The sequence below is a fragment of the Arthrobacter sp. TJ-254 genome, assembly GCF_058269175.1.
Window position 1 is genome coordinate 53,459 of the sequence record NZ_JBZCNF010000002.1, and the last position, 19,438, is coordinate 72,896.

A 19,438-nucleotide genomic window follows, 5' to 3' on the forward strand; every position below is an offset into this window, starting at 1 on the left:
TATGTCCATGCCAACCGGGGAATACGAAGAGTACGACGTGGTCATTATCGGCGGAGGAATGGCCGGGCTGAGCGCGGCCCTTGTCCTCGGGCGCTCCCGGCGTGCCGTTGCCGTTGTCGACGCCCGGGGGCCGCGCAATGCCGCCGCCGAACTCGCTCACGGGTTCCTGACCCGCGACGGCACCGCTCCCGAGGAGATGGTCCGACTGGCCAGGGAGGATGCAGCCGCCTACGGGGTGGAGATGCTTTACGGCACGGCTGTTGCGGCCGAAGCCGCGGGGCCCGGTTGGCTCGTCACCCTGGACGCCGGAGTGGTGCTGGGTGCACGCCACGTCGTCGTCGCCACCGGCCTGCGGGATGTGCTGCCGAGCATCGAGGGTGCACGGGATGTCTGGGGGACAGGCCTGCTGCAGTGCCCCTACTGCCACGGGTGGGAGGTGCGCGACCGCAGGCTCGGTGTCCTCGGCACAACCGATTCCTCGGTCCAACAGGCCGTGCTGCTTCGCCAGTGGTCGCCTGACGTCACCTTCTTCGCTCACGAGATCGGCACCCTCAGCCCCGAAGACAGCAGCCGGCTCAAGGCGCGTGGGGTCACTATCGCCGAGGGCCAGGTGCAGCGTCTGGTCTCGGGGCCCGGGGGCCTCGCGGCGGCCGAGCTCGCCGGCGGGCGGTCGGTTCCGTGTGATGCGTTGTTCTGCGAGCCGCAGGCCGAGGTTGACGGTCCGCTGATTGGTGATCTCGGCTGCGAGCTGCGCGAGGACGGCTGTCTCTCTACCGACGAACTTGGACGCACCAGCGTGGAGAAAGTGTGGGCTGTCGGAAATGTTGCGGATCCCGCGGCGCAGCTCATTTCCGCGGCGGGCGACGCGTACCGGACTGCCGTCTCGCTTAACGCGATCCTCGCCGAGGAAGACGCAGCCTCCTAGCGGGTGTCGAACCCGGTGAGCGCGCCGGTTCCCTCGCCCAGCGTGGCCTTGACGTTCTCCACCTGACCCGGCGTGCGGCCGGAGCGCAGGCGGCGGAGCAGTTCCTCGAGGTCAGGCTGCTCCCCTTCGGCGATGATCCGCACCGACCCGTCGTTCTGATTGGCGGCCGAACCCGAAAGGCCGAGCTGTTGAGCCTGTTTCAACGTCCAGTACCGGAAGCCCACAGCCTGGACCTCGCCGGTGACAAGCGCTTCGAGCCGCATGATGTCGCTGATGATCAACCCTCCATCCGGTGGTGCTGCTGCCAGTTCAGCCAGCCGGCCGCCTCCTGGGCGGTTCCCACGGGCACGGTGTGCGGGCCGTCGAACTCGCGGTAGATAACCTCGTACCCCTCGCGTTGGAGCACCGGGACGATCCTGCGGCTCGTTGATTCGATGGGCAGGACGGCGTCGTTGACTCCGTGCGAAATGAAGACGGCGGGATTCCCGGTGCGCGGGGCGCTGGGAATGAAGCCGGGGGAGAAGGCGAGGATGCGCTTGAAGAAGTCCCCGTTGGCCAGGCCGAGGCCGAGGGCGTAGGAGGCGCCGTCGGAAAAGCCGCCGATGCCGATCATTTCCGGGTCGATGGCGACGAGTTCGAACACCTGCTCCAGCGAACGGTTGATGAGATCGACGTCGGGGCCAAACCCTTGATGGATGGCGTCCCAGGTCGAGCCGCGGGAGGCCGGGGAGAGGACGACGATGCTGTATTTCTCGGCAACGGTGCTCAGCAGCGCCAGGCCGCCGGCGGCGTCACCCCCCGCACCGTGGAGGGCCACGAGCAGGGGAGCCGGCTGCTCCGGCTTGAGGCTTTCCGGTACGTAGACAACCGGATCACGGCGCGGTGCAAGACCCAGCGGGTGGGTGCCTTTCATTGTGCGGTTTCCGGGGTCCACCTGGTCGGGACGCGCGCTGAGCCTTGCCGGGTGCTCCTGATTCTGCACGCGTCCTCCATCGATTCCGCAGCTCACAGCCGATGTCAGCAGTGCACACTGGACCGCTCCCTGAAGAAATGCGCGGCGCGTCACCACTTGCCTTAGTTTAGGGGAGGTCCGGGCGCCGCGGCAGAATCACCGGAAGTCTTACGCCGCCCCTGCCCAAACAGCAGATCACCACCCCTGCCGGTGCGGCGGAGGTGGTGATCTGGTGTTTCGCGGAAGGAGAGTGCTGGGTTACTCCTTGACGGGAATCGACTGGGACTTCAGCGACTCGATCGTCTTCTTTTCGCCGTTTTCAAGGGCGTCCATCAGGGTTCCGCTGCCGCCGATGGCGCTGCCGAATCCGTCAGAGACGTCGGTGTAGGTCTGCGTCATTGTCGGGCCCCAGGTGAAGTCGGGGTTGACGTTCGAGGATGCCTCGGCGAAGACGTCGTAGATCTTGGCGTCGTCGTAGAACTCGACACCGCCGCTGAACGCGTCGAGGGTCGACGCCGACTTCGCAGCCGGGTACAGGCCGCCGAGCTCGTTGGCGAGCGCGAGCGCTTCGGGATCGGTGTTCAGCCACAGGGCGAACTGGGCCGCTTCGTGCGGGTGCTCCGAGCCCTTCAGGACAGCCGTTGACGAGCCGCCCCAGTTGCCTGCGGCCTTTCCGCCTTCTTCCCACTGCGGCATCGGGGCAACGGCCCACTTGCCGGCGGTGTCGGGCGCACCGGTGGCCAGGGTCGAGGCACCCCAGACGGCGGAGACCCAGGTCCACTGGTCGCCCTCGTTGAAGGACGCGTTCCACTCATCCGAGAAGGACGGAAGGGTGGAGACCTGGTCCTTGCTCAGCAGGTCCTGCCAGTAGCCGGCAACCTTCTCCGACTCCTCGCCGGTGAGGTTTACGTCCCAGCCCTCCTGGTCATTGCCGAACCACTGTCCGCCGGCCTGCCAGACGAGGCCTGCGAACCAGTTGACGTCGCCGCGGGGGAAGTTGGTGATGTACGAGCCGCGTTCCTTGATCTGCTCGGCAGCGTCGGCGTACTCATCCCACGTGGTCGGCACCTTGATGCCGGCCTCCTCGAAGAGGTCGGCGCGGTAGAACATGGCCATCGGGCCGCTGTCCTGCGGCACTGCGTAGACGGCGTCTTCCTCACCGAAGGTCACCTGGCCCCAGGTCCAGTCAACAAACTGGTCCTTGGCGTCGGAGACTCCCTCGCAGGAAGCGATGTTTTCGAGGCCGTCCTGCACCCGGAAGTTGGGAAGGGCGTCGTATTCAATCTGTCCCAGGTCGGGGGCGTTACCGGCCTGGAGCTGGTTGAAGAAGTTCTGGTAGGTGCCCGAGTTGCCGTTGGGTCCGGTCTGGACCTTGACCTGGATGTCGGGGTTTTCCTCGTTCCAGAGTTCGACGACCTTGTCCATGCCGGGAACCCAGCTGGTGTAGGTCAGCTCCACGGGGCCCGAGGCCGGCTCGCAGGAGGCGGCTTCGGCACCTGCGGTGTCTTCCCCGCCGGCTGCACAGCCGGCCAGTGTGAGCGCAGAAACCATGGCAAAGGCTGCGGTGGCTTTTCCGTAATGCGCGCGCATTCTCTATTCCTATCGGTGGGATGAATTGAGCGGCGGTCGCCGCTCAACGGATTGGTGGTGTTGGTCCGGGCGTTACTTGACGCTTCCGGCGCCCAAACCGCTGCTCCAGAAGCGCTGGAGCGCGAGGAATGCGGCGATGAGCGGAAGGATCGAAACAAGCGCGCCGATGATGACGAGGCTGCGCAGTTCGGGGATCTGGCTGATCTGGCTGTTCCAGGCGTAGAGGCCGAGGGTCACGGGGAACAGGGTCTGGTCCCGCAGCATGATCAGGGGAAGGAAGAAGTTGTTCCAGATGGCCACGAACTGGAACAGGAAGATCGTCACCAGGGCGGGGGCCATCAGGCGGGTGGACACGGTGAAGAAGGTGCGGATTTCACCGGAGCCGTCGAGGCGGGCCGCTTCAAGGAGCTCACCGGGCACGCTTGCCGCCGCATAGATGCGGGCGAGGTACACGCCGAACGGGCTCACGAGGCTGGGGAGGAAGACCGCCCACAGGGTGTTGGTCAGCTTGACCTCGCTGAAGATGAGGAACAGCGGAAGGGCAAGCGCCGTGGCCGGAACCAGCACACCGCTCAGCACGATGTTGAAGATCGCCTCACGCCCCCGGAACTCGTACTTGGCGAGGGCGTACCCGCACATGGCGGCGATGATGGTGCCCAGCAGGGCGCCGACGCCGGCGTAGATCGCGCTGTTAACCAGCCAGCGGCCAAAAACGCCGTCTCCATAGGAGAACAGCCGCCCGATGTTGGAGAAGAACGTCGAGAACGACTCCGCGGTGAACCACAGCGGGGCGGTTCCGGTGATCTGCCCGCCGGTCTTTGTCGAGGAGACAAGGAGCCACCAGATGGGGGTGAGGAAGTACAGGGTGAAGACGCCCATGATGAGCATCGCGGCGCTGCGCGAGATGAGGCTGTGCTTGGGGCCGCGGGGCGCTGATCCTCGCTGCGAGGACCTCCGGCCCGGTGCGGTGGCGGCTGCTGAAGTCACTGGGAAACCTTCCGCTGGGTTGCCTTCAGGAAGACGAAGGAAAGAATGAAGGTGGCAACGGCCAAGACAACCGAGAAGGCGGCCGCGAGGTTGTAATTGGGCACCGAGGCCGTTGTGTAGACGGCGAGGTTAGGCGTGAAGCTGCTGCTGATCGCCGAGCTGAAGCTGCGAAGGGTCTGCGGCTCGGCAAGGAGCTGGAGGGTGCCGATGATCGAGAAGACACCGGTGAGGATGATGGCCGGGACCACCAGGGGGATCTTGATCCGCCACGCGATCTGGAGGTTGCTTGCGCCGTCGAGGCGGGCCGCTTCATAGATTTCGGTGGGGATGGCCAGCAGTGACGAGTAGATGATCAGCATGTTGTAGCCGACGTAGACCCACGTCACGACGTTGGCGATGGCCCACAGCACGAGCTCCGCGGAGAGCACGTTGACCTCCGAGGTGACGAGCCCGAACGGGGAGAGCGTGGGCGAGTAGAGGAAGCCCCACATGATCGCGGCGATGACGCCGGGAACGGCGTAGGGGGCGAAGAACGCGAGGCGGAAGAACTTCTTGCCCTTCAGCAGCGGCGAATCAAGCAGCAGCGCGAACAGCAGGGCCAGGCCGAGCATGATCGGCACCTGTACGGCTCCGAAGAGGAGCACCCGGCCCACCGAGGCCCAGAACGCGGTGTTCTGGAAGACCTGCTCGTACTGGGTGAACCCGCCGAACACCTGCTTGGGGGGACCGAAGGTTCCCTCGCGCTCCACGGTGAGCAGGGACTGGACGACGGCGAAGACGATCGGGATCGCGTAGAACGCCAGGAAGAGGACCGCGAACGGTGCGATGAACAGGAGGACGGCGCGGCGTTGCGCAGCGAAGGTCCTGCTCTTCCGGGGTTTTGCTGCCCCCTTCACCGGGGCCGGGGATGTGCTGGTGGTGGTCACTGTTCTTTTCCTTTTGGCCCGGGGAAGGGGGCATCGGTGGGCATTACGGGAGCGGTCGTGCGAACTACGCGGACGGCGCCGGCAGGAATGACGACGACGTCGGCAACTTCCTCGCCGGCGATGAGCTCAACCCCCCGCACTGGGTACTTATGGTCCTCGGTTGAGTGGTTGATCAGGAAGACGTAACTGGCGGAGTCGTTGGAGCGGATGACCGTCTCGAGCCCCTCCGCCGTTGCAGGCACGGCGATTCCCGCCGCGCCTGCCGCTTCGGTGAGGAGGCCGCGCATCGTCTTGAGTTCAAGCGACGTCGCGACATACCAGGCCTGGCCCGCACCGAAAGCGTTGCGGGTGACCGCCGGGGTCCCGTCGAGGGTGCCGCCCGCGTAGGAGGCGACGGCGTCGGCACCCTCGAGGCGCAGCGCCTCGCTCCACAGCGAGGCCTCGGCGCCGTTGTCCAGCGTGAGGCTCTGGCCGGGAGCGAGCGGGAAGAATTCCTCGGTGCGGATGCCCAGGAGCTCGCGGAAGGCGCCGGGGTATCCGCCGGTGCGGACCCGCTCGTTCTCGTCGACGATGCCGCTGAAGTAGGTGACGACGGCGTGGCCGCCGCCGCGGACGTAGGCCTGGAGGGCTTCGGCGTCGGCGTCCCGCACGAGGTACAGGGAGGGCACGACGGCGAGCTTGTATCCGGAGAGGTCGGCGCCCGGAGGAACGATGTCAACGGTGATGCCGGCCTCCCACAGCGCCCGGTAGGCGGCGTGGATCTGCTCGATGTAGCTGACGTCCGAGGACGGGTGGGAGTCCTGGTCGTGGGCCCACCACGCTTCCCAGCTGAACACGAGGGCGGCCTCGGACCGGACGGTGGTTCCCGCCACCTCCTTCAGGCGCTGGAGGATGCCGCCGAGTTCGACGACGTCCTTCCAGATCCGCGAGTCGGTGCCGGCGTGGGGGAGCATCGCGGAGTGGAACTTCTCGCTTCCCTGCACCGACGCGCGCCACTGGAAGAAGCACAGGCCGTCTGCCCCGCGGGCAAGGTGCGTGAGCGAATTGCGCAGCATCTCGCCCGGGCCCTTGGCGAAGTTGCGGGGCTGCCAGTTCACGGCTCCGGTCGAGTGCTCCATGAGCAGCCACGGCGAACCGTGGGCGAGGCCACGGGTGGCGTCGGCAGCGAACGAGAGTTCGGGAAGGGGCGCATCGAGCCGGTGGTCGAGGTAGTGGTCGTTGGCGATGACGTCCATGTGCTCCGCCCAGGTCCAGTAGTCCTGGGTGCGGATGTGGGCGGTGACCATGAAGTTGGTGGTTACCGGCACCGCGCTGTTGCGGTTGAGGATCTCCGCCTCGGCCTGGTAGTGGGCCAGCAGCTGATCGGAACTGAAGCGCTGGAAATCGAGGCTCTGTGTGGGGTTGGGGGTGGAGAGGGTGGTCCGCGGAGGGAGGATCTGCTCCCAGGCGGAGTAGCGCTGGCTCCAGAAGGCCGTGCCCCAGGCCGAGTTCAGGGCATCAAGGTTCTCGTAGCGCCCCTGAAGCCATCGGCGGAACGCGGCGGCGGACTCGTCGCAGTAGCACAGGGCGTTGTGGCAGCCGAGCTCATTGGAGACGTGCCACAGCCGGACGGCGGGGTGCGAGCCGTACCGTCGGGAGACCTCCTCGACGAGCCGGAGCGCGTACTCGCGGTAGATGGGCGAGCTCGGACAGAAGGCCTGCCGCCCGCCCGGCCAGCGGGTGGTGCCGTCGACGGCGGCGGGAAGGACCTCCGGGTGGAGGGTGGTCAGCCAGGCCGGGGTGGATGAGGTTCCCGTGCCGAGGTTGACGCCGATGCCGTTTTCGTGGAGCAGGTCGAGGATTTCGTCGAGGTGGTCGAACGAGAAGTTTCCGGGGGTCGTTTCGATCTCGGCCCAGCCGAAGATGTTGACGGCGACGAGGTTGACCCCGGCCTCCTGCATGAGGCGGACGTCCTCCCGCCACACCTCGCGGTCCCACTGTTCCGGGTTGTAGTCGCAGCCGAAGATCAACTGCCCCTGCGCCGACAATCCGGCGACTGATGTTTTGCTCGGGCTCAACCCTGCTCCTTCAACACTGCGATAAAAACGTGAGGTCTCTGGGTTGGGCTGCGCCGGCCTGGATGCATTCTGTGAACGCTCCCAGAAAGGAGCGACCAAATCCGGCCTGTGCCTCTGTGAACGCTCCCAGCGTAACAACGTTCTCCGGAGCGGTCAACGGAGTTCCGCGCAAACAAGGCGTTCACGCTCGGATAGAGTACTGATATGCCGCTCATCCGCCCCCGTGTCCGCCGGGCCACAATCAACGACGTCGCGGACGCCGCAGGTCTCTCCCGCGGCACTGTCTCCCGGGTGGTCAACGGCGAAAAATACGTTTCGGAAGAGGCCCGGCTGGCCGTCGAGTCGGCGATCGCCCGCGTCGGCTATGTGCGGAACACGGCCGCGCGGAACCTCGTGACCCAGGAGTCGCGTGCCGTCGCGCTGATCATCCACGAGCCGCATTCGCTGCTCTTCGAGGATCCCAATATCGGCTCGATCCTGCTGGGCGCCAACGAGTCGCTCTCCAGGGCCGACTACCAGCTCGTGTCGCTGATCATCGATTCCGACCGCGACAGCCGTAGGGTGGCCGAATACCTCAGCGGAGGCCTGGTGGACGGGGCGGTGATCGTTTCGGCGCGCGCCGCCGATCCGATCGCCAAGGCCGTCTCGGACATCGGCATTCCCGCAGCCTTCGTGGGCCACCCCTCAGGAACCCCCGACCTGCCGTACGTTGCGATCGACAACCTGAGCGCGGCGCACACCATCACCAGCCGGCTGGTCGCGACCGGACGGAAGCGTGTGGGGATGATCGCCAGCGCCCTCGACCGCGATTCCGGCCAGGACCGATTCCTCGGCTTCAAGGCCGCGCTCGGTGACCAGTTCGACCCGACCCTTGTGGTCGAATACCCGCTCTACACCTACGGCTACGGCTTTGAGGGAATGCTGGAGCTGCTGAGGCGCCGCCCGGACATCGACGGCGTGTTCGCGGCCTCCGACGCCGTCGCCGCCGGCGCGATGACCGCGCTCCAGGAAAGCGGACGGCGGGTCCCGGAGGACGTCGGCATCGTCGGTTTCGACGACAGCAGCTGGGCCCTGCGGACCAGGCCGCAGCTTTCGACGGTACGGCAGCCGGCCGACCTGCTCGGAAGCACCGCCGCCGAGCTGGTGCTCGCCCAGATCCGGGGAATGCCGAGCCCCGCCCGCACCCTTGAGACGACGGTGATGTGGCGGGACTCGGCCTGAGCCTGCCCTAGGAGCCGGAGGCCCGCAGCTCGATCAGCAGCGACTGTTCGGGCAGCAAGACCGGCGCCTCGATGCCGACGGAGCCGAGCAGGCGCCCGGTGAGGCTGAGCGGGCGGCCCTCGAGGGAGGCCTGCGCCCACTCAAGCGGTGACTGGCCGTTGCCGGGAAGCTCCCGGTACGGGGCGGCGAGACCGATGCTGTACCTGGCATCGGGGTCGAGCCCGGGAAAGGTGATCCTGCCCGCAGGGTAGCTGGCACTCGAGGCGGTGAGCGTGTAGCCGAACAGGGCCGAACCGCGGTCCGCCGCCACGATGCCGCGGACGTCCATTGCGGGATCGGCGAGGTCGGCGTGGACCATGCGGCCGCCGTGCAGCACCTCGCGCCACTGCTTGTGCAGCTCGAGCCACTCCCGAAGCTCTGCTGTCTGTGCCGTGGAGAGCCCGGAGATGTCCCACTCGACGCCGTAGTGGCCAAACACGGCGGTGGCCGCCCGGAAGGGAAGCTCGTGGGTGCGGCCGGTGGAGTGGGAGACTGGGCCGCCGATGTGCATGCCGAGCAGTTCCGGCGGGGCGAGCAGGCCCGTGTACTTCTGGATGGGCAGCCGCTCGATCGGGTCGATGCAGTCGCTGGTCCAGATGCGGTCGGTCCGCTCGAGGATCCCCATGTCGACGCGGGCGCCGCCGGAGGCGCAGCTTTCGATCTCGAGGCCCGGATGGCGGCTCTTGAGCTCATCGAGCAGCCGGTAGAGCGCGCGGACGTTTTGGTGGACGGCGGCCCGTCCGGTCCGTGCGTCGGCGGCGTCGAGGAGGTCCCGGTTGTGGTCCCACTTGATGTAGGAGATGTCGTTGTTCGCCAGGATGTCGTCAATGCACTTGAGGATGTACTCGTAGGCCTCGTTGTTGGCCAGGTTCAGCACCTGCTGCTGGCGGCCGGGCACCGGCAGGCGACCCTCGGCCTGAAGGATCCACTCGGGGTGGGAGCGGGCAAGGTCGGAGTCGAGGTTGATCATCTCCGGCTCGAACCACAGGCCGAACTCCATGCCCCGCGACTTCACATGGTCGATCAGGGGAGTGAGGCCTTCGGGCCAGACGGCGGGGTCGACGAACCAGTCGCCAAGGCCGGCGGTGTCGTCGCGGCGGCCGCGGAACCAGCCGTCGTCGAGCACGAAACGCTCAATCCCGGCCTCGGCCGCGCGGTCGGCCAGCCGGCTGAGGCGTTCGAGGTTGTGATCGAAATACACCGCTTCCCAGGTGTTCAGCGTGACGGGGCGCGGCCGGCGCGGGTGTGATGGCCGGGAGCGAAACTCCTCGTGGAACCGGGCGGAGAGCTCGTTGAGCCCGTTGCCCCAGGAGGCGAGGGCATCGGGGGCGGAATAGCTTTCACCCGGTGCCAGGACGATTTCCTGGGGAAGCAGCAGTTCGCCGGCGCCGAGGAATGCATCGCCCGTGGGAGTCTTTTCGACGAGGAGCTGGTGGTTTCCGCTCCACGCGCTGTGGACGGCGTGGACGAGGCCGCGCTCGAACCCGAACGAGGTTTCGCCGACGGCGAGGAGCAGTGAGGCGTCGGCGCCGGGGCGGCCCTTGCGGCTTTCCCTGCGGTAGCTGCCGGCAGTGAGGTTGTGGCGCTGCGGACTCCGCTCGCGCAGGTGTCGCCCGGTGGTGTCGAGGACTTCCTGCGCCGTCGAGGGAAGCGGGAAGGTCGCCAGCAGGGAGCGGACCTCGTACTCAGTGCCGCCGGTGTTCGTGACGGTGAGCTGCTGGCGCAGGAGACCGGCGGCGGTGAGGGTCAGGGTGCTGCTCAGCGTCAGGCCGCTCGTTGCGTCCTCCGCGGTGACCGTCAGCCCGTGCTCCGTGGCCTCAAGTGCGGTGGTGGCGAAGGCGGGCGAGAGAAAGGACCCGCCGCGGTGCCCGGTGAACCCGGGCGTTCCCTGCCAGCCGAAGGCCTCCTGCGGCACTAGGGTCAGCCGCGCGGGGACGTCGAGGCCTCCCGAGACCCGCTGCGGGCGGACAGCAGCGGCGAGGTCCGCAAGGTCATCGGCGGAGACATCGCCAAGTGCCGCCCCCCAGTGCAGGATCGTCGGTAGGCCTCCGGTTGAGGTGTCGATGACGACGCTGGTTCCGGAGCGCGCAAGGTGAAGGACGGGAGTGGAAGGCATGCTTCATTTGTACTTGAAAAGTGAATTCGAGTGTCAATTCTCAAGTGCCCGAAACGGTTCTTTGCGGCGTGCGCTCAGCGGGCCGGCTCGGCCGGAAGGGTGACGGTGAAGCTGGTTCCGCCGCCCGGGGCGCTGGTGCAGGTGATCGTGCCGCCGTGCCCTTCAACGATGGCCTTGGTGATGGAAAGCCCGAGCCCCGTGCCCGGGATTGCCGATTCCCGCACCGACTGCGTGCGGAAGAACTTGTCGAAGGCCTTCGCGGCGTCGGCGGCCGACATCCCGATCCCCGTGTCCTCGACGCAGAGCTTCACTTCGCTGCCCTGCGGGCGGGCCTTCACCGTGATCGTTCCGCCGGTGGTTGAGTACTTGATCGCGTTGGAGAGGAGGTTGTCGAGCACCTGGCTGATGCGCAGCGGATCCGCATGCGTCCACAGGGGTGCCGGGACGTCCGTCAGGATGGTGAGCCCTGCGGCTTCGGCGTGGGGCAGCGCCGTTCCGACGCTCGAGCCGACGAGACCGGCGAGGTCTGTCCGGCGCGGGTGGACGCTCATGGCGGCGGAGGCGGAGAGCAGGAGGTCGGAAACCAGCTCGAGCAGCCGTTCGGCGTTGGTGTGCGCGATGTTCAGGTAGGAGGCCGTGTCCGGCGGGATGCGGTCCTCCTCGTCGAGCACCAATTCGAGGTTGCCGAGGATCGAGGTCAGCGGCGTCCGGAGTTCGTGGGAGACGTTGGCGATCAGCTCGTCCTTGGCGCCGATCGCCTCGACGAGCCCCGTGACGTCGCTTGTGGCGACCACTGCCCCGCCGAATTCCCCGGCGTCGGTGGTCATGGCGCGTGCGGCGGTGGAAAGGGCGCGCTGGCCCGGGCCGACTCCGGCCCAGACGAGGTGGTCGGCGAAGGTTTCGCCGTTGATGGCCCGGCGCACGGGCCGCCTGCTGGCCGGAACCGGGGTACGGCGGTCGGCGCCGAACAGCAGCAGGTCAGGTTCCTTCGCCTTAGGTGTTCCGGGAGGGGAGCTGAGCTTGTGGAAGACGCGCTGCTGGTGGTTGGAGAGCATCGTGTCGCCGTCGGCGTCGACGGCAACCACGCCGACGTCGATGGTGTCGAGGATCGTGTTGAGCAGGCGCTCGCGCTCGTTGCTGGAGCGGAGCAGCCGGCGCAGGGTTCCGTCTTTGCGCAGGAGCTCGCGCTGCTGCTGTGCCGCATTCGCCGTCACGAAGCGCAGCACCAGGGCTACGGCAAGAAGCATTGCCGGAAGGAAGACGAGACCGCTGAACTGTGCGGCGGCCACCTCCGGCGGCTGACCGATTAAGGGAATTCCAATGGTTGCCAAGGGTGCAAGGAAGCTGATCAGCACCGCGGCCCAGGGGAAGATGCCCGAGGCCGACAGCCAGATGACCGGGAAGATCAGGAGTATTCCGAGGCCGGGGAGGACCTCGTTCCCGCTGTTCCGGGAGAGGGCGATCGCTACGATATCGCCGAGGGGAATCAAGAGGGGAGCGCTCTGCGGAAGCCGCTCCCAGGGCACAACCCAGCAGCAGATGAACAGCACCGCATGAAGGACCAGCGACGCCTCGAACAAGGGGACGCCGAGCAGTCCCGGCCACACGCCCGGCGCGGCAAGCGCGACGCCCAGGATGATGGCCGTCAGGGGGAGCTGGCACAGGCCGATCCGGGCCCGAGGCCCAAGCCGGCGGAGGAACCGGTTCGTGTCGCCGACTGCGAGGTCATCGGGCGGCAGATACGGCTCATCAAGGAGATCCGCGGCCCCATGCTCCTTTTGAATTGACGACATTGTTCCATTATGCGGCCGCCCGGCGGCAGTGGGTGCTAAGGAAGAAAGGAAACTCGGAAAAACAAGGGTCACTTACGTAACACACCCAGTGCTTGTAGCCTGTACTAGATAACAGCGGGTCTCAAACGCGCGGTGTGAATCAATTTCACAGGTTCAGTTATCCATCACAGGGGACAAATATGGGTGATCAGGGGACAGCTGTCGTTATCGAGGACGATGAGGATGTGCGGAATCTCCTAGGAGCGGTGCTGCAACAGTCGGGTTTCGATGTGCGAACCGGCGCTACCGGCCGCGACGGGGTCGAGGCCGTCCGCCTCAACGACCCGACGGTGGTGACGCTCGACGTCGGGCTGCCGGATATCGACGGCTTCGAGGTTCTGCGCAGGATCCGCGCGTTCAGCGACTGCTACATCATCATGCTGACCGCGCGCACCGATGAACTCGACACCCTCCTAGCGCTGCAGTCAGGCGCCGATGACTTCCTGATCAAGCCGTTCCGTCCGCGCGAACTTCGGGCACGGGTCGCCGCGATGCTGCGCCGCCCGCGCCCATCGGCCACAGCCCAGTACGACGGCGACCGCTACGGGCCCGACAGCTCGCCGGTCGCAACGAAACCGGCAACGCTCAAGCACAATGGCCTGGTGCTGCACCAGGAGACGCGTACGGCGAAGCTTCACGACGTGGAGATGAGCCTCACCCGCAGCGAATTCGACCTGCTTCACGAGCTGATGCGGGGAGCGGGTGCAGTGCGCACCAAGGCCGACCTCGTGCGGGTGGTCCGGGGTGACCAGTTCCGCGAGGGAGCGTACGTGAGCGACGTCGACGAGCGGGCGGTCGAGGTGCACATCGGGAACCTGCGCAGGAAGCTGCGTGAGGATCCGCGGAACCCCCGATGGCTCGTGACGGTGCGCGGGGTCGGTTACCGGTTGGCGCCCGAGCGTTCCTGAGCGCCTGACCGGCACTGCGGTCGCCCCGCGGCTAGGGGACGTTTTGAAGGTAGCCCGAGCGCAGGGCCCGGACGGTCTTGGAGCCGACCCGTTCAATCTGCGGCATCAGGGCGTGGGCGGCTCCGAGTTCTTCCCGGTCGATGAGCTCCTCGAGGCGCAGGGCGAGCAGGCGCAGCCGGGCCGCGCCGATCATCGTTGAGACGTTCCGGACGCTGAGGATCGCGTCTTTTGCCGCGTCACAGTCCCGCGCTGTCACGGCGTGAGCGAGCTTGGCGTAACGCCGGTCCCAGATATCGACGAAGTCCCGTGCGAAGGCGTGGACGGGGGCTGCGTCGTCGAACTCGTCCTCGAGCCGGCGGAGCGTCTCCAGGTCCACCAGGGGGGTCCTGAGCGCGGGGGGAAGGATTTTCACCGAAGTTCCCCCTTCACGCACGGCAGCGGAATCCGGGCAGGTCGAGCCGCCCGGGCCGGGTCTGCGTGCAACAAGGACATTCTGAAAGGCTACGGTCTTGCCCGGGAAAAATCGCTAGCCCCGGGGCATCCTGCGTAAACCCTGCGGAATTCCTCAGGTTTTGGGAACTCTGGGCATTTCCTGCGCGAAACCTGGGCTTATTCGCCGCTAAAGGTCATGAAGGCGTTGATACCAGCTGGACCCAGGATCGCGATGAACAGCACCGGAAAGATGAAGAAGAGGAGCGGGAAGAGCACCATAACTGGGAGCTTCATTGCCTTCTCTTCCGCCCGCTGCCGCCGCTTTACGCGCATCACCTTTGCCTGGATGCGCAGCACTTGGCTGATCGCAATTCCGTACGCGTCTGCCTGCACCACGGCCTGGACGAAACTGCGCAGTTCTGGAACGTTCGTTCGCTCGGTGAGTGCGAGGTAGGACTCACGGCGCGAGCGGCCCACCTGCATGTCCTGCAGCGTGCGGACGATTTCCTCGGCTAGCGGTCCTTTTCCGTTCTCGCCGGCCCGGGCCATTGCACCCTCGAACCCGAGACCGGCCTCGACAGAGATGAGCATCTGGTCGAGCGTGTTGGCGAGTTCCATCTGGATCTGCTGCTGGCGCTTTTGTCCATTGCTGATGAGGAGCAGGTCCGGGATGAAGTAGGACACTCCAAAGATGGCGAGGCCTGTCAGTTTCATGAGGGAGTTTGAGCCGACGCTCAAAAGATAAAAGCCAAGCAGTGCTCCTCCCACGGCGAGTGCCGGTTTTGCAGCCAGCAGGCGTGAAAGCGGCATGGATGCCGGGCGCCCAGCAAGGGCGAGTAGCCTATCCAACCGGGCAACATAACCGTCGGGTGTGAGCCGCCGCCCGAGCGCCGCAAATGCTCCACCATCGGAACTGGCAACACGCCCATCATCGTCCGCTCCGCGGTTCAGATTTACTTGAATCGCTGCTCTTGTCTTTCCGTCTGATGTCGCCCAAATCCAGCCAAGGTAACCCAGCGGAAGCGCAGTGAGGAGCATCCCCGTCAGCATTAGCGTGTCCATTGCGTCCTCAAAATTTCAGGTCGATCATCTTGCGCAGCCACAGCGACCCTATTGTCATGAACACCGCCGACAGGCCGATCAGCCCCCAACCAATGGGGTGCTGAAAAAGTGGATCCATGTATCCCGGGCTCGCAACCAGAAGCATCACAACAATTCCGAATGGCATTGCGATGAGAATGTAGGCGGAAAATTTCCCCTCGGCAGCTAGTGACTTAATCTGACCCTTGATCTCGCCGCGCTCGCGGATGGTTTCGCTGACCTGGTCGAGCACCTCAGCAAGGTTTCCGCCCACCTCGCGGTTGATCTGGATGGCCTGCGCTATCCACACGAAGTCATCGCTGCGCATTCGCGCCGCTGTGTCATTGAGTGAGGCAAGCAGGTCACGGCCGAGACTGGTTTCGGTGACCACCCGGCGCATCTCCTCGGAGGTTGGTGCGGCAGATTCGGTGGCGGCGGCATCTATAGCCCGAAGGATGCTGTGACCGGCACGCAGGCCGCCAGTCAGCAGTTGAAGCGTGTCGCCGAGTTGCTGGTCGAACTTCTGGCGTCGTTTCGCGGTTGAACGGCCAATAAAGAGCTGGCCTGTGACCGGCACGACCATGAACAGGAGAATTCCTAGAAGGGGGCCACCGACCACAACCCCGATGACTGCTGCGGCCAAGGCTGCCGATGCGACAAGGACGAGGAAGTCCGTCTGACTGAGTCGAATTCCGGCGTTTTCAAGTGCTTCCCTGTTGTAGAGCCTTACCGTGTGTTGTGCGAGGTACCGGTCGACCAGGTCTGTGGCGGTCCCCGCAAAACGCGAGAAAGAGGAGGACGATTCGGTCTTGTACGGACGTCTGCGGTCAAGCGGAACATCCGGCTGAGGCTTGAGTACAACTCCGAGGACGAGCAGGAGCGCGGTGATAACAAGGAACGCGCCAATCAGCAGTTCCATATGTGCCTCCTTTTGATCTCAACGCTTTTAGCGCACACCGGGGGCGTCTCTTCCGGCAAAGACCCGAGGGGAAACGTGGATTCCCATGTCCTCGAAACGGTCGATGAACCGTGGGCGAATCCCTGTGGGGATTGGAGCACCCCGGAACCGCCCACGTTCGTCAACTCCCGCGGCGAAGTCAAAGACGAAGGCGTCCTGGAGCGTGACGATGTCACCTTCCATTCCCTGCACTTCGGTGACGTGCGTAATACGTCGGGTGCCGTCACGGAGCCGCGAGATCTGAATAATCAGATGAACGGCAGAGGCAATTTGTTCCCGGATTGCACGCAGTGGCAGGTCCATGCCTGCCATGAGGACCAGAGTTTCGAGACGGGCGATTGCATCACGCGGTGAATTGGAGTGGACGGTCGAGAGGGAACCGTCGTGCCCGGTGTTCATTGCCTGGAGCATATCGAGGGATTCACCTCCTCGTACCTCGCCGACAACGATTCGGTCGGGGCGCATGCGCAGGGAATTGCGCAGCAGTTCGCGAATCGTGACTTCGCCCTTCCCTTCAGTATTAGGCGGGCGGCTTTCGAGTCGAACCACGTGTTCCTGCTGGATCTGCAGTTCGACCGCGTCTTCAATGGTGACTATCCGGTCATCGTCGGGCAGGAAGGAGGACAGGACGTTCAACAGGGTGGTTTTGCCGGTTCCCGTGCCGCCCGAAACAATGATGTTTAGCTTTGCCTTAACGCAGGCATTAAGTAGTTCGGCCATTTCGGGCGTGAGGGTTCCAAAGTCGATCAGGTTTTGGACAGTAAGGGGAACCTTGCTGAACTTTCGGATGGTGAGCGAGGATCCGCCCACGGCCAAGGGCGGGATGACGGCATTCACGCGCGAGCCGTCTTCGAGGCGGGCGTCAACGAGCGGTGATGACTCATCGATACGTCGGCCCACCTTCGAGACGATGCGTTCAATGACCTTCCGCAAGTGGTCCTCGGAGCTGAACCGGGAGTGGGTGAGCGTCAGCTTCCCTTTTCGCTCAACGTAAATCTGGTCCATTCGGTTGACCATGATCTCTGTGACATCGGGGTCGTCGAGGAGCCGCTGAAGGGGGCCGTACCCGAGGACGTCGTCGGCCACATCGCGGATGAGGCGGGTCCGTTCGTCGGGCGACAACGGTACCTGCTCGGCGTCGATGACTTTGGTCAGCTCATCTCGGGCAGCCGCACGGAGCTCCTGCTCGGAAACGCTGGAGTCGCTGAACCGGCCCCCCATCCGCTCAAACAAGGCCGTCGCCGCGCGCTGCTTCAACCCCGCGAGTGCATCAACCGGCTGCTGGACCCGCGGCTTTGTTGACCTGTCCAATCCAAGTTTCGGGGTAGCGAACACTGGTGCCGGTTCTTCGCCTTTGGCAGGTGCGGGCAGGGCGGGCGCCGCAGCAGAGGGCTTCAGGGAAATGGATTGGTGATTGTCGGCTTGCCGGGCACGCTCCTCCGCCGGCTGGTTCTTTTGCTGGGCGGCATTGAGGCGTTCGGCAAGGTTCATCGGACAACAACCCTTCGGTGGATTTTTCGCTGGGTTTTTGCCCGCCACACCGGATCGAACCGCTGTACCAGTTGAACCATGCCTTTCACTGCGCCGTCCTTCCGTGATTCCTGAAGGACAGGGATGCCGCGGTTGGTCGAGTAGGCGACAGCCCTGGAGCGGGGAATGCTCACATCGACCGGAGCACCGATCGTCGCTTCGACGTCCTGAACTGACAATCCGGCTTTTGAATCGGCCATGTTGAGGACAACGTGTCGGGTTTCGGGGAGGATATCCAGCTGCTTGAGGACGTCGAGCCCTGAGCGCAGCCCCCTCACGCTGGGAATGTCCATGCCGGTCACCCATACAACATCGGTGCAGCGTTCCATCGCAGCGAGTCCGAGATCAAGCAGCCCTGGCGCGGTGTCTACCACTACGTACTGGAAGGTCGCGGCGAGCTGGTCAAGGAGGTGTGTGATTTGGGCGGCGGAAACACCGTCGGCTTCCGCAGGGTTTTTTGGGGCGCACAGGGCGTAGATGCCGGCCGGGTGCACTGTGAGGAAAGCCTTGAGTACGAGCGTGTCCGCGCTCGCGGAAGGGGAAACGGCGTCTGTGACGGTGTGCTCCGGCTCCAAGTACAGCCCTGATGCAACGTCGCCAAACTGCAGATCGAGGTCAACGATCACCACGCTCATCGGAGCCAGTTTTCCAAGGCCGACGGCGATGTTCGTGGCGACCGTGGTCTTGCCTACCCCACCCTTTGGGGAAAAGACCCCGATGACCATTCCCTTGTCCTGAGACTCCTGCGGTGCCGAGTGGTAGGTACGCTGCCGGGTCGCATATGCCTGGCAGGCACGTTCGAGGACAACTCGGATCTGCGCCGCGTCCGCCGCCGGGCTGAGTACGTCCCGAATGCCGGCGCGCATTGCGTGGATCACCAGTTCGGGATCGAAATCACCGACGAGGATGACGCTGATTTCAGGGTGCTGAATGTCGAAGATCGTGGACAGCCTCAGGGCGTCATCCGGCGCGACCCCGGGACCGAGGACCAAGACTTCGGGGTGCCGCGTCAGCTCCGCGAAAAGCTGCTGAGGATCCTCCGGCAGCGCGGAGGTGGCGAACGTCATCACGTCGCCTTGGAGCCCGCCCTGCACGGCAGCACGCAGTAACCGGTCGAATTCGATGTCTGGGGAGATAAGGATGAACCGGCTCACTGGAGCACCTCCGGGAAGCGGACAGGCTCACGGGGGCTTTCCTTGGCTTCCGCCGGCTCCTTCGTGAGCCAGATAGAACCGAATTCGGCGGTAAAGATGATTTTTGCCGCCTGCGCGTCATCCACGGCAACGGTGATGAGTTGGGCGCCTTCGGTAAACTCCTGCCCTTCCTCGTCCTCGGATTCTTCGGAAACCTTCTTTGCGCGCTGGACCCCGGTCACGAGCACCTTGTGGAAGCCACGCTGGGTGACCTGGGGCGCTTCTTCGGGTTCAAAGGACAGGTAGATGCCGACTGTGTCACCTGCTGTGATCCTGCCACCAACTACCCGCTGGACGTCGAGTCCGAAGGTCACCTCTTGGAGGCCCGCTGGCACCGGCACCGAACCTGGAGTCTGCAGTTCCACAGGATCAACCAGCCGTTCCGCGAGCAGTTGCTCACCCGGAACCAGATCGACCACAGTGACCTTGCCCTCCTGCGCCTTGAGATCACTCAGGCTTGAGATTGCCGAGTCCGGCACCGCGTTGGAGGGTTGTGATTCAACGGCGACTAGCTCGGTCAGATCCTCAACGGGAGTGCCGGCCGGTGCCGCTTCCTGCACTACCAGGACCTGGATCGGTTCAAGGTCCTTCATGGCGCGCGCGTCCGCGTTCTGAGCGTACGAAAAAACGAGGACAACACCGATGAGCGCTAGAACCACGGCAACCGTCCCACCCACTAAGCGTGACTTCAC

At 65.1% G+C, this 19,438-nt stretch carries 17 protein-coding genes; 3 read left to right on the plus strand and 14 right to left on the minus strand.

The annotated features are described in order from the left end of the window. Positions 1–7 precede the first annotated feature (7 nt). Complete coding sequence (locus tag AC4D14_RS05280) at positions 8–925, plus strand: NAD(P)/FAD-dependent oxidoreductase (RefSeq protein WP_490900553.1); 918 nt, start codon at positions 8–10, stop codon at positions 923–925. Here AC4D14_RS05280 and AC4D14_RS05285 read toward each other — a convergent pair. The 6 genes from AC4D14_RS05285 to AC4D14_RS05310 all read right to left on the minus strand — a co-directional run bounded on the left by AC4D14_RS05285 (position 922) and on the right by AC4D14_RS05310 (position 7,437). Then, positions 922–1,206: an acylphosphatase gene (locus tag AC4D14_RS05285; protein ID WP_490900554.1), complete on the minus strand. Its 285-nt coding sequence runs from the start codon at positions 1,204–1,206 to the stop codon at positions 922–924. The two genes, AC4D14_RS05280 and AC4D14_RS05285, sit on opposite strands and share 4 nt — an antisense overlap. Then, entirely contained in the window at positions 1,203–1,907 is a 705-nt protein-coding gene (locus AC4D14_RS05290; RefSeq protein WP_490900555.1) for an alpha/beta hydrolase, read from the minus strand. The genes AC4D14_RS05285 and AC4D14_RS05290 overlap by 4 nt, the downstream gene beginning before the upstream one ends. A gap of 228 nt (positions 1,908–2,135) precedes the next feature. Continuing rightward, the gene (locus tag AC4D14_RS05295; RefSeq protein WP_490900556.1) at positions 2,136–3,467 is read right to left on the minus strand and encodes an ABC transporter substrate-binding protein; all 1,332 of its coding nucleotides are present in this window, start codon (positions 3,465–3,467) and stop codon (positions 2,136–2,138) included. A 72-nt stretch (positions 3,468–3,539) separates the two neighbouring features. Next, positions 3,540–4,373 (minus strand): carbohydrate ABC transporter permease, encoded by an 834-nt coding sequence (locus AC4D14_RS05300; RefSeq protein WP_490901508.1) that lies wholly within the window; start codon positions 4,371–4,373, stop codon positions 3,540–3,542. Positions 4,374–4,450: 77 nt separating this feature from the next. After that, a complete protein-coding gene (locus AC4D14_RS05305) occupies positions 4,451–5,380 on the minus strand; it encodes a carbohydrate ABC transporter permease (protein ID WP_490900557.1) in 930 nt (309 codons plus the stop codon). Continuing rightward, on the minus strand, positions 5,377–7,437 hold the full coding sequence (locus tag AC4D14_RS05310; protein ID WP_490900558.1) for a beta-galactosidase: 2,061 nt from the start codon (positions 7,435–7,437) through the stop codon (positions 5,377–5,379). Before AC4D14_RS05310 ends, AC4D14_RS05305 begins: the two co-directional genes overlap by 4 nt. Positions 7,438–7,641: 204 nt before the next feature. Here AC4D14_RS05310 and AC4D14_RS05315 point away from each other — a divergent pair, with 204 nt between their 5' ends. Continuing rightward, positions 7,642–8,658 carry a LacI family DNA-binding transcriptional regulator gene (locus AC4D14_RS05315; protein ID WP_490900559.1) on the plus strand — a complete coding sequence of 339 codons (1,017 nt, stop codon included), beginning with the start codon at positions 7,642–7,644 and terminating at the stop codon, positions 8,656–8,658. Positions 8,659–8,665: 7 nt separating this feature from the next. On the opposite strand, the gene AC4D14_RS05320 is transcribed toward AC4D14_RS05315, so the two are convergent. Both AC4D14_RS05320 and AC4D14_RS05325 read right to left on the minus strand, forming a co-directional pair. After that, a complete protein-coding gene (locus AC4D14_RS05320) occupies positions 8,666–10,813 on the minus strand; it encodes an alpha-galactosidase (RefSeq protein ID WP_490900560.1) in 2,148 nt (715 codons plus the stop codon). Between the two features lie 74 nt (positions 10,814–10,887). Further along, positions 10,888–12,606: a sensor histidine kinase gene (locus AC4D14_RS05325; RefSeq protein ID WP_490900561.1), complete on the minus strand. Its 1,719-nt coding sequence runs from the start codon at positions 12,604–12,606 to the stop codon at positions 10,888–10,890. A gap of 179 nt (positions 12,607–12,785) precedes the next feature. On the opposite strand from AC4D14_RS05325, the gene AC4D14_RS05330 reads away from it, so the two are divergent. Further along, the gene (locus AC4D14_RS05330; protein WP_490900562.1) at positions 12,786–13,553 is read left to right on the plus strand and encodes a response regulator transcription factor; all 768 of its coding nucleotides are present in this window, start codon (positions 12,786–12,788) and stop codon (positions 13,551–13,553) included. A gap of 31 nt (positions 13,554–13,584) precedes the next feature. On the opposite strand, the gene AC4D14_RS05335 is transcribed toward AC4D14_RS05330, so the two are convergent. The 6 genes from AC4D14_RS05335 to cpaB form a co-directional block, all read right to left on the minus strand. Then, positions 13,585–13,965, minus strand: coding sequence for an Hpt domain-containing protein (locus AC4D14_RS05335; protein WP_490900563.1), 381 nt, complete (start codon positions 13,963–13,965; stop codon positions 13,585–13,587). A gap of 197 nt (positions 13,966–14,162) precedes the next feature. Next, positions 14,163–15,047 carry a type II secretion system F family protein gene (locus AC4D14_RS05340; RefSeq protein WP_490900564.1) on the minus strand — a complete coding sequence of 295 codons (885 nt, stop codon included), beginning with the start codon at positions 15,045–15,047 and terminating at the stop codon, positions 14,163–14,165. 7 nt (positions 15,048–15,054) lie between these two features. After that, a complete protein-coding gene (locus tag AC4D14_RS05345; RefSeq protein ID WP_490900565.1) occupies positions 15,055–15,984 on the minus strand; it encodes a type II secretion system F family protein in 930 nt (309 codons plus the stop codon). A gap of 27 nt (positions 15,985–16,011) precedes the next feature. Next, positions 16,012–17,514 carry a TadA family conjugal transfer-associated ATPase gene (locus AC4D14_RS05350; protein WP_490900566.1) on the minus strand — a complete coding sequence of 501 codons (1,503 nt, stop codon included), beginning with the start codon at positions 17,512–17,514 and terminating at the stop codon, positions 16,012–16,014. Then, positions 17,511–18,707 (minus strand): CpaE/TadZ family protein, encoded by a 1,197-nt coding sequence (locus AC4D14_RS05355; RefSeq protein WP_490900567.1) that lies wholly within the window; start codon positions 18,705–18,707, stop codon positions 17,511–17,513. The genes AC4D14_RS05350 and AC4D14_RS05355 overlap by 4 nt, the downstream gene beginning before the upstream one ends. Then, a complete protein-coding gene (gene cpaB, locus AC4D14_RS05360) occupies positions 18,704–19,438 on the minus strand; it encodes a Flp pilus assembly protein CpaB (protein ID WP_490900568.1) in 735 nt (244 codons plus the stop codon). Before cpaB ends, AC4D14_RS05355 begins: the two co-directional genes overlap by 4 nt.

Excerpts from the sequence above, each read along its gene's own strand:
- AC4D14_RS05350 (WP_490900566.1), bottom strand. The coding sequence starts at position 17,514 with ATGAACCTTGCCGAACGCCTCAATGCCGCCCAGCAAAAGAACCAGCCG.
- AC4D14_RS05330 (WP_490900562.1), top strand. The coding sequence starts at position 12,786 with ATGGGTGATCAGGGGACAGCTGTCGTTATCGAGGACGATGAGGATGTG.
- AC4D14_RS05325 (WP_490900561.1), bottom strand. The coding sequence starts at position 12,606 with ATGTCGTCAATTCAAAAGGAGCATGGGGCCGCGGATCTCCTTGATGAG.
- AC4D14_RS05340 (WP_490900564.1), bottom strand. The coding sequence starts at position 15,047 with ATGGACACGCTAATGCTGACGGGGATGCTCCTCACTGCGCTTCCGCTG.
- AC4D14_RS05280 (WP_490900553.1), top strand. The coding sequence starts at position 8 with ATGCCAACCGGGGAATACGAAGAGTACGACGTGGTCATTATCGGCGGA.
- AC4D14_RS05345 (WP_490900565.1), bottom strand. The coding sequence starts at position 15,984 with ATGGAACTGCTGATTGGCGCGTTCCTTGTTATCACCGCGCTCCTGCTC.
- AC4D14_RS05320 (WP_490900560.1), bottom strand. The coding sequence starts at position 10,813 with ATGCCTTCCACTCCCGTCCTTCACCTTGCGCGCTCCGGAACCAGCGTC.
- AC4D14_RS05315 (WP_490900559.1), top strand. The coding sequence starts at position 7,642 with ATGCCGCTCATCCGCCCCCGTGTCCGCCGGGCCACAATCAACGACGTC.
- AC4D14_RS05295 (WP_490900556.1), bottom strand. The coding sequence starts at position 3,467 with ATGCGCGCGCATTACGGAAAAGCCACCGCAGCCTTTGCCATGGTTTCT.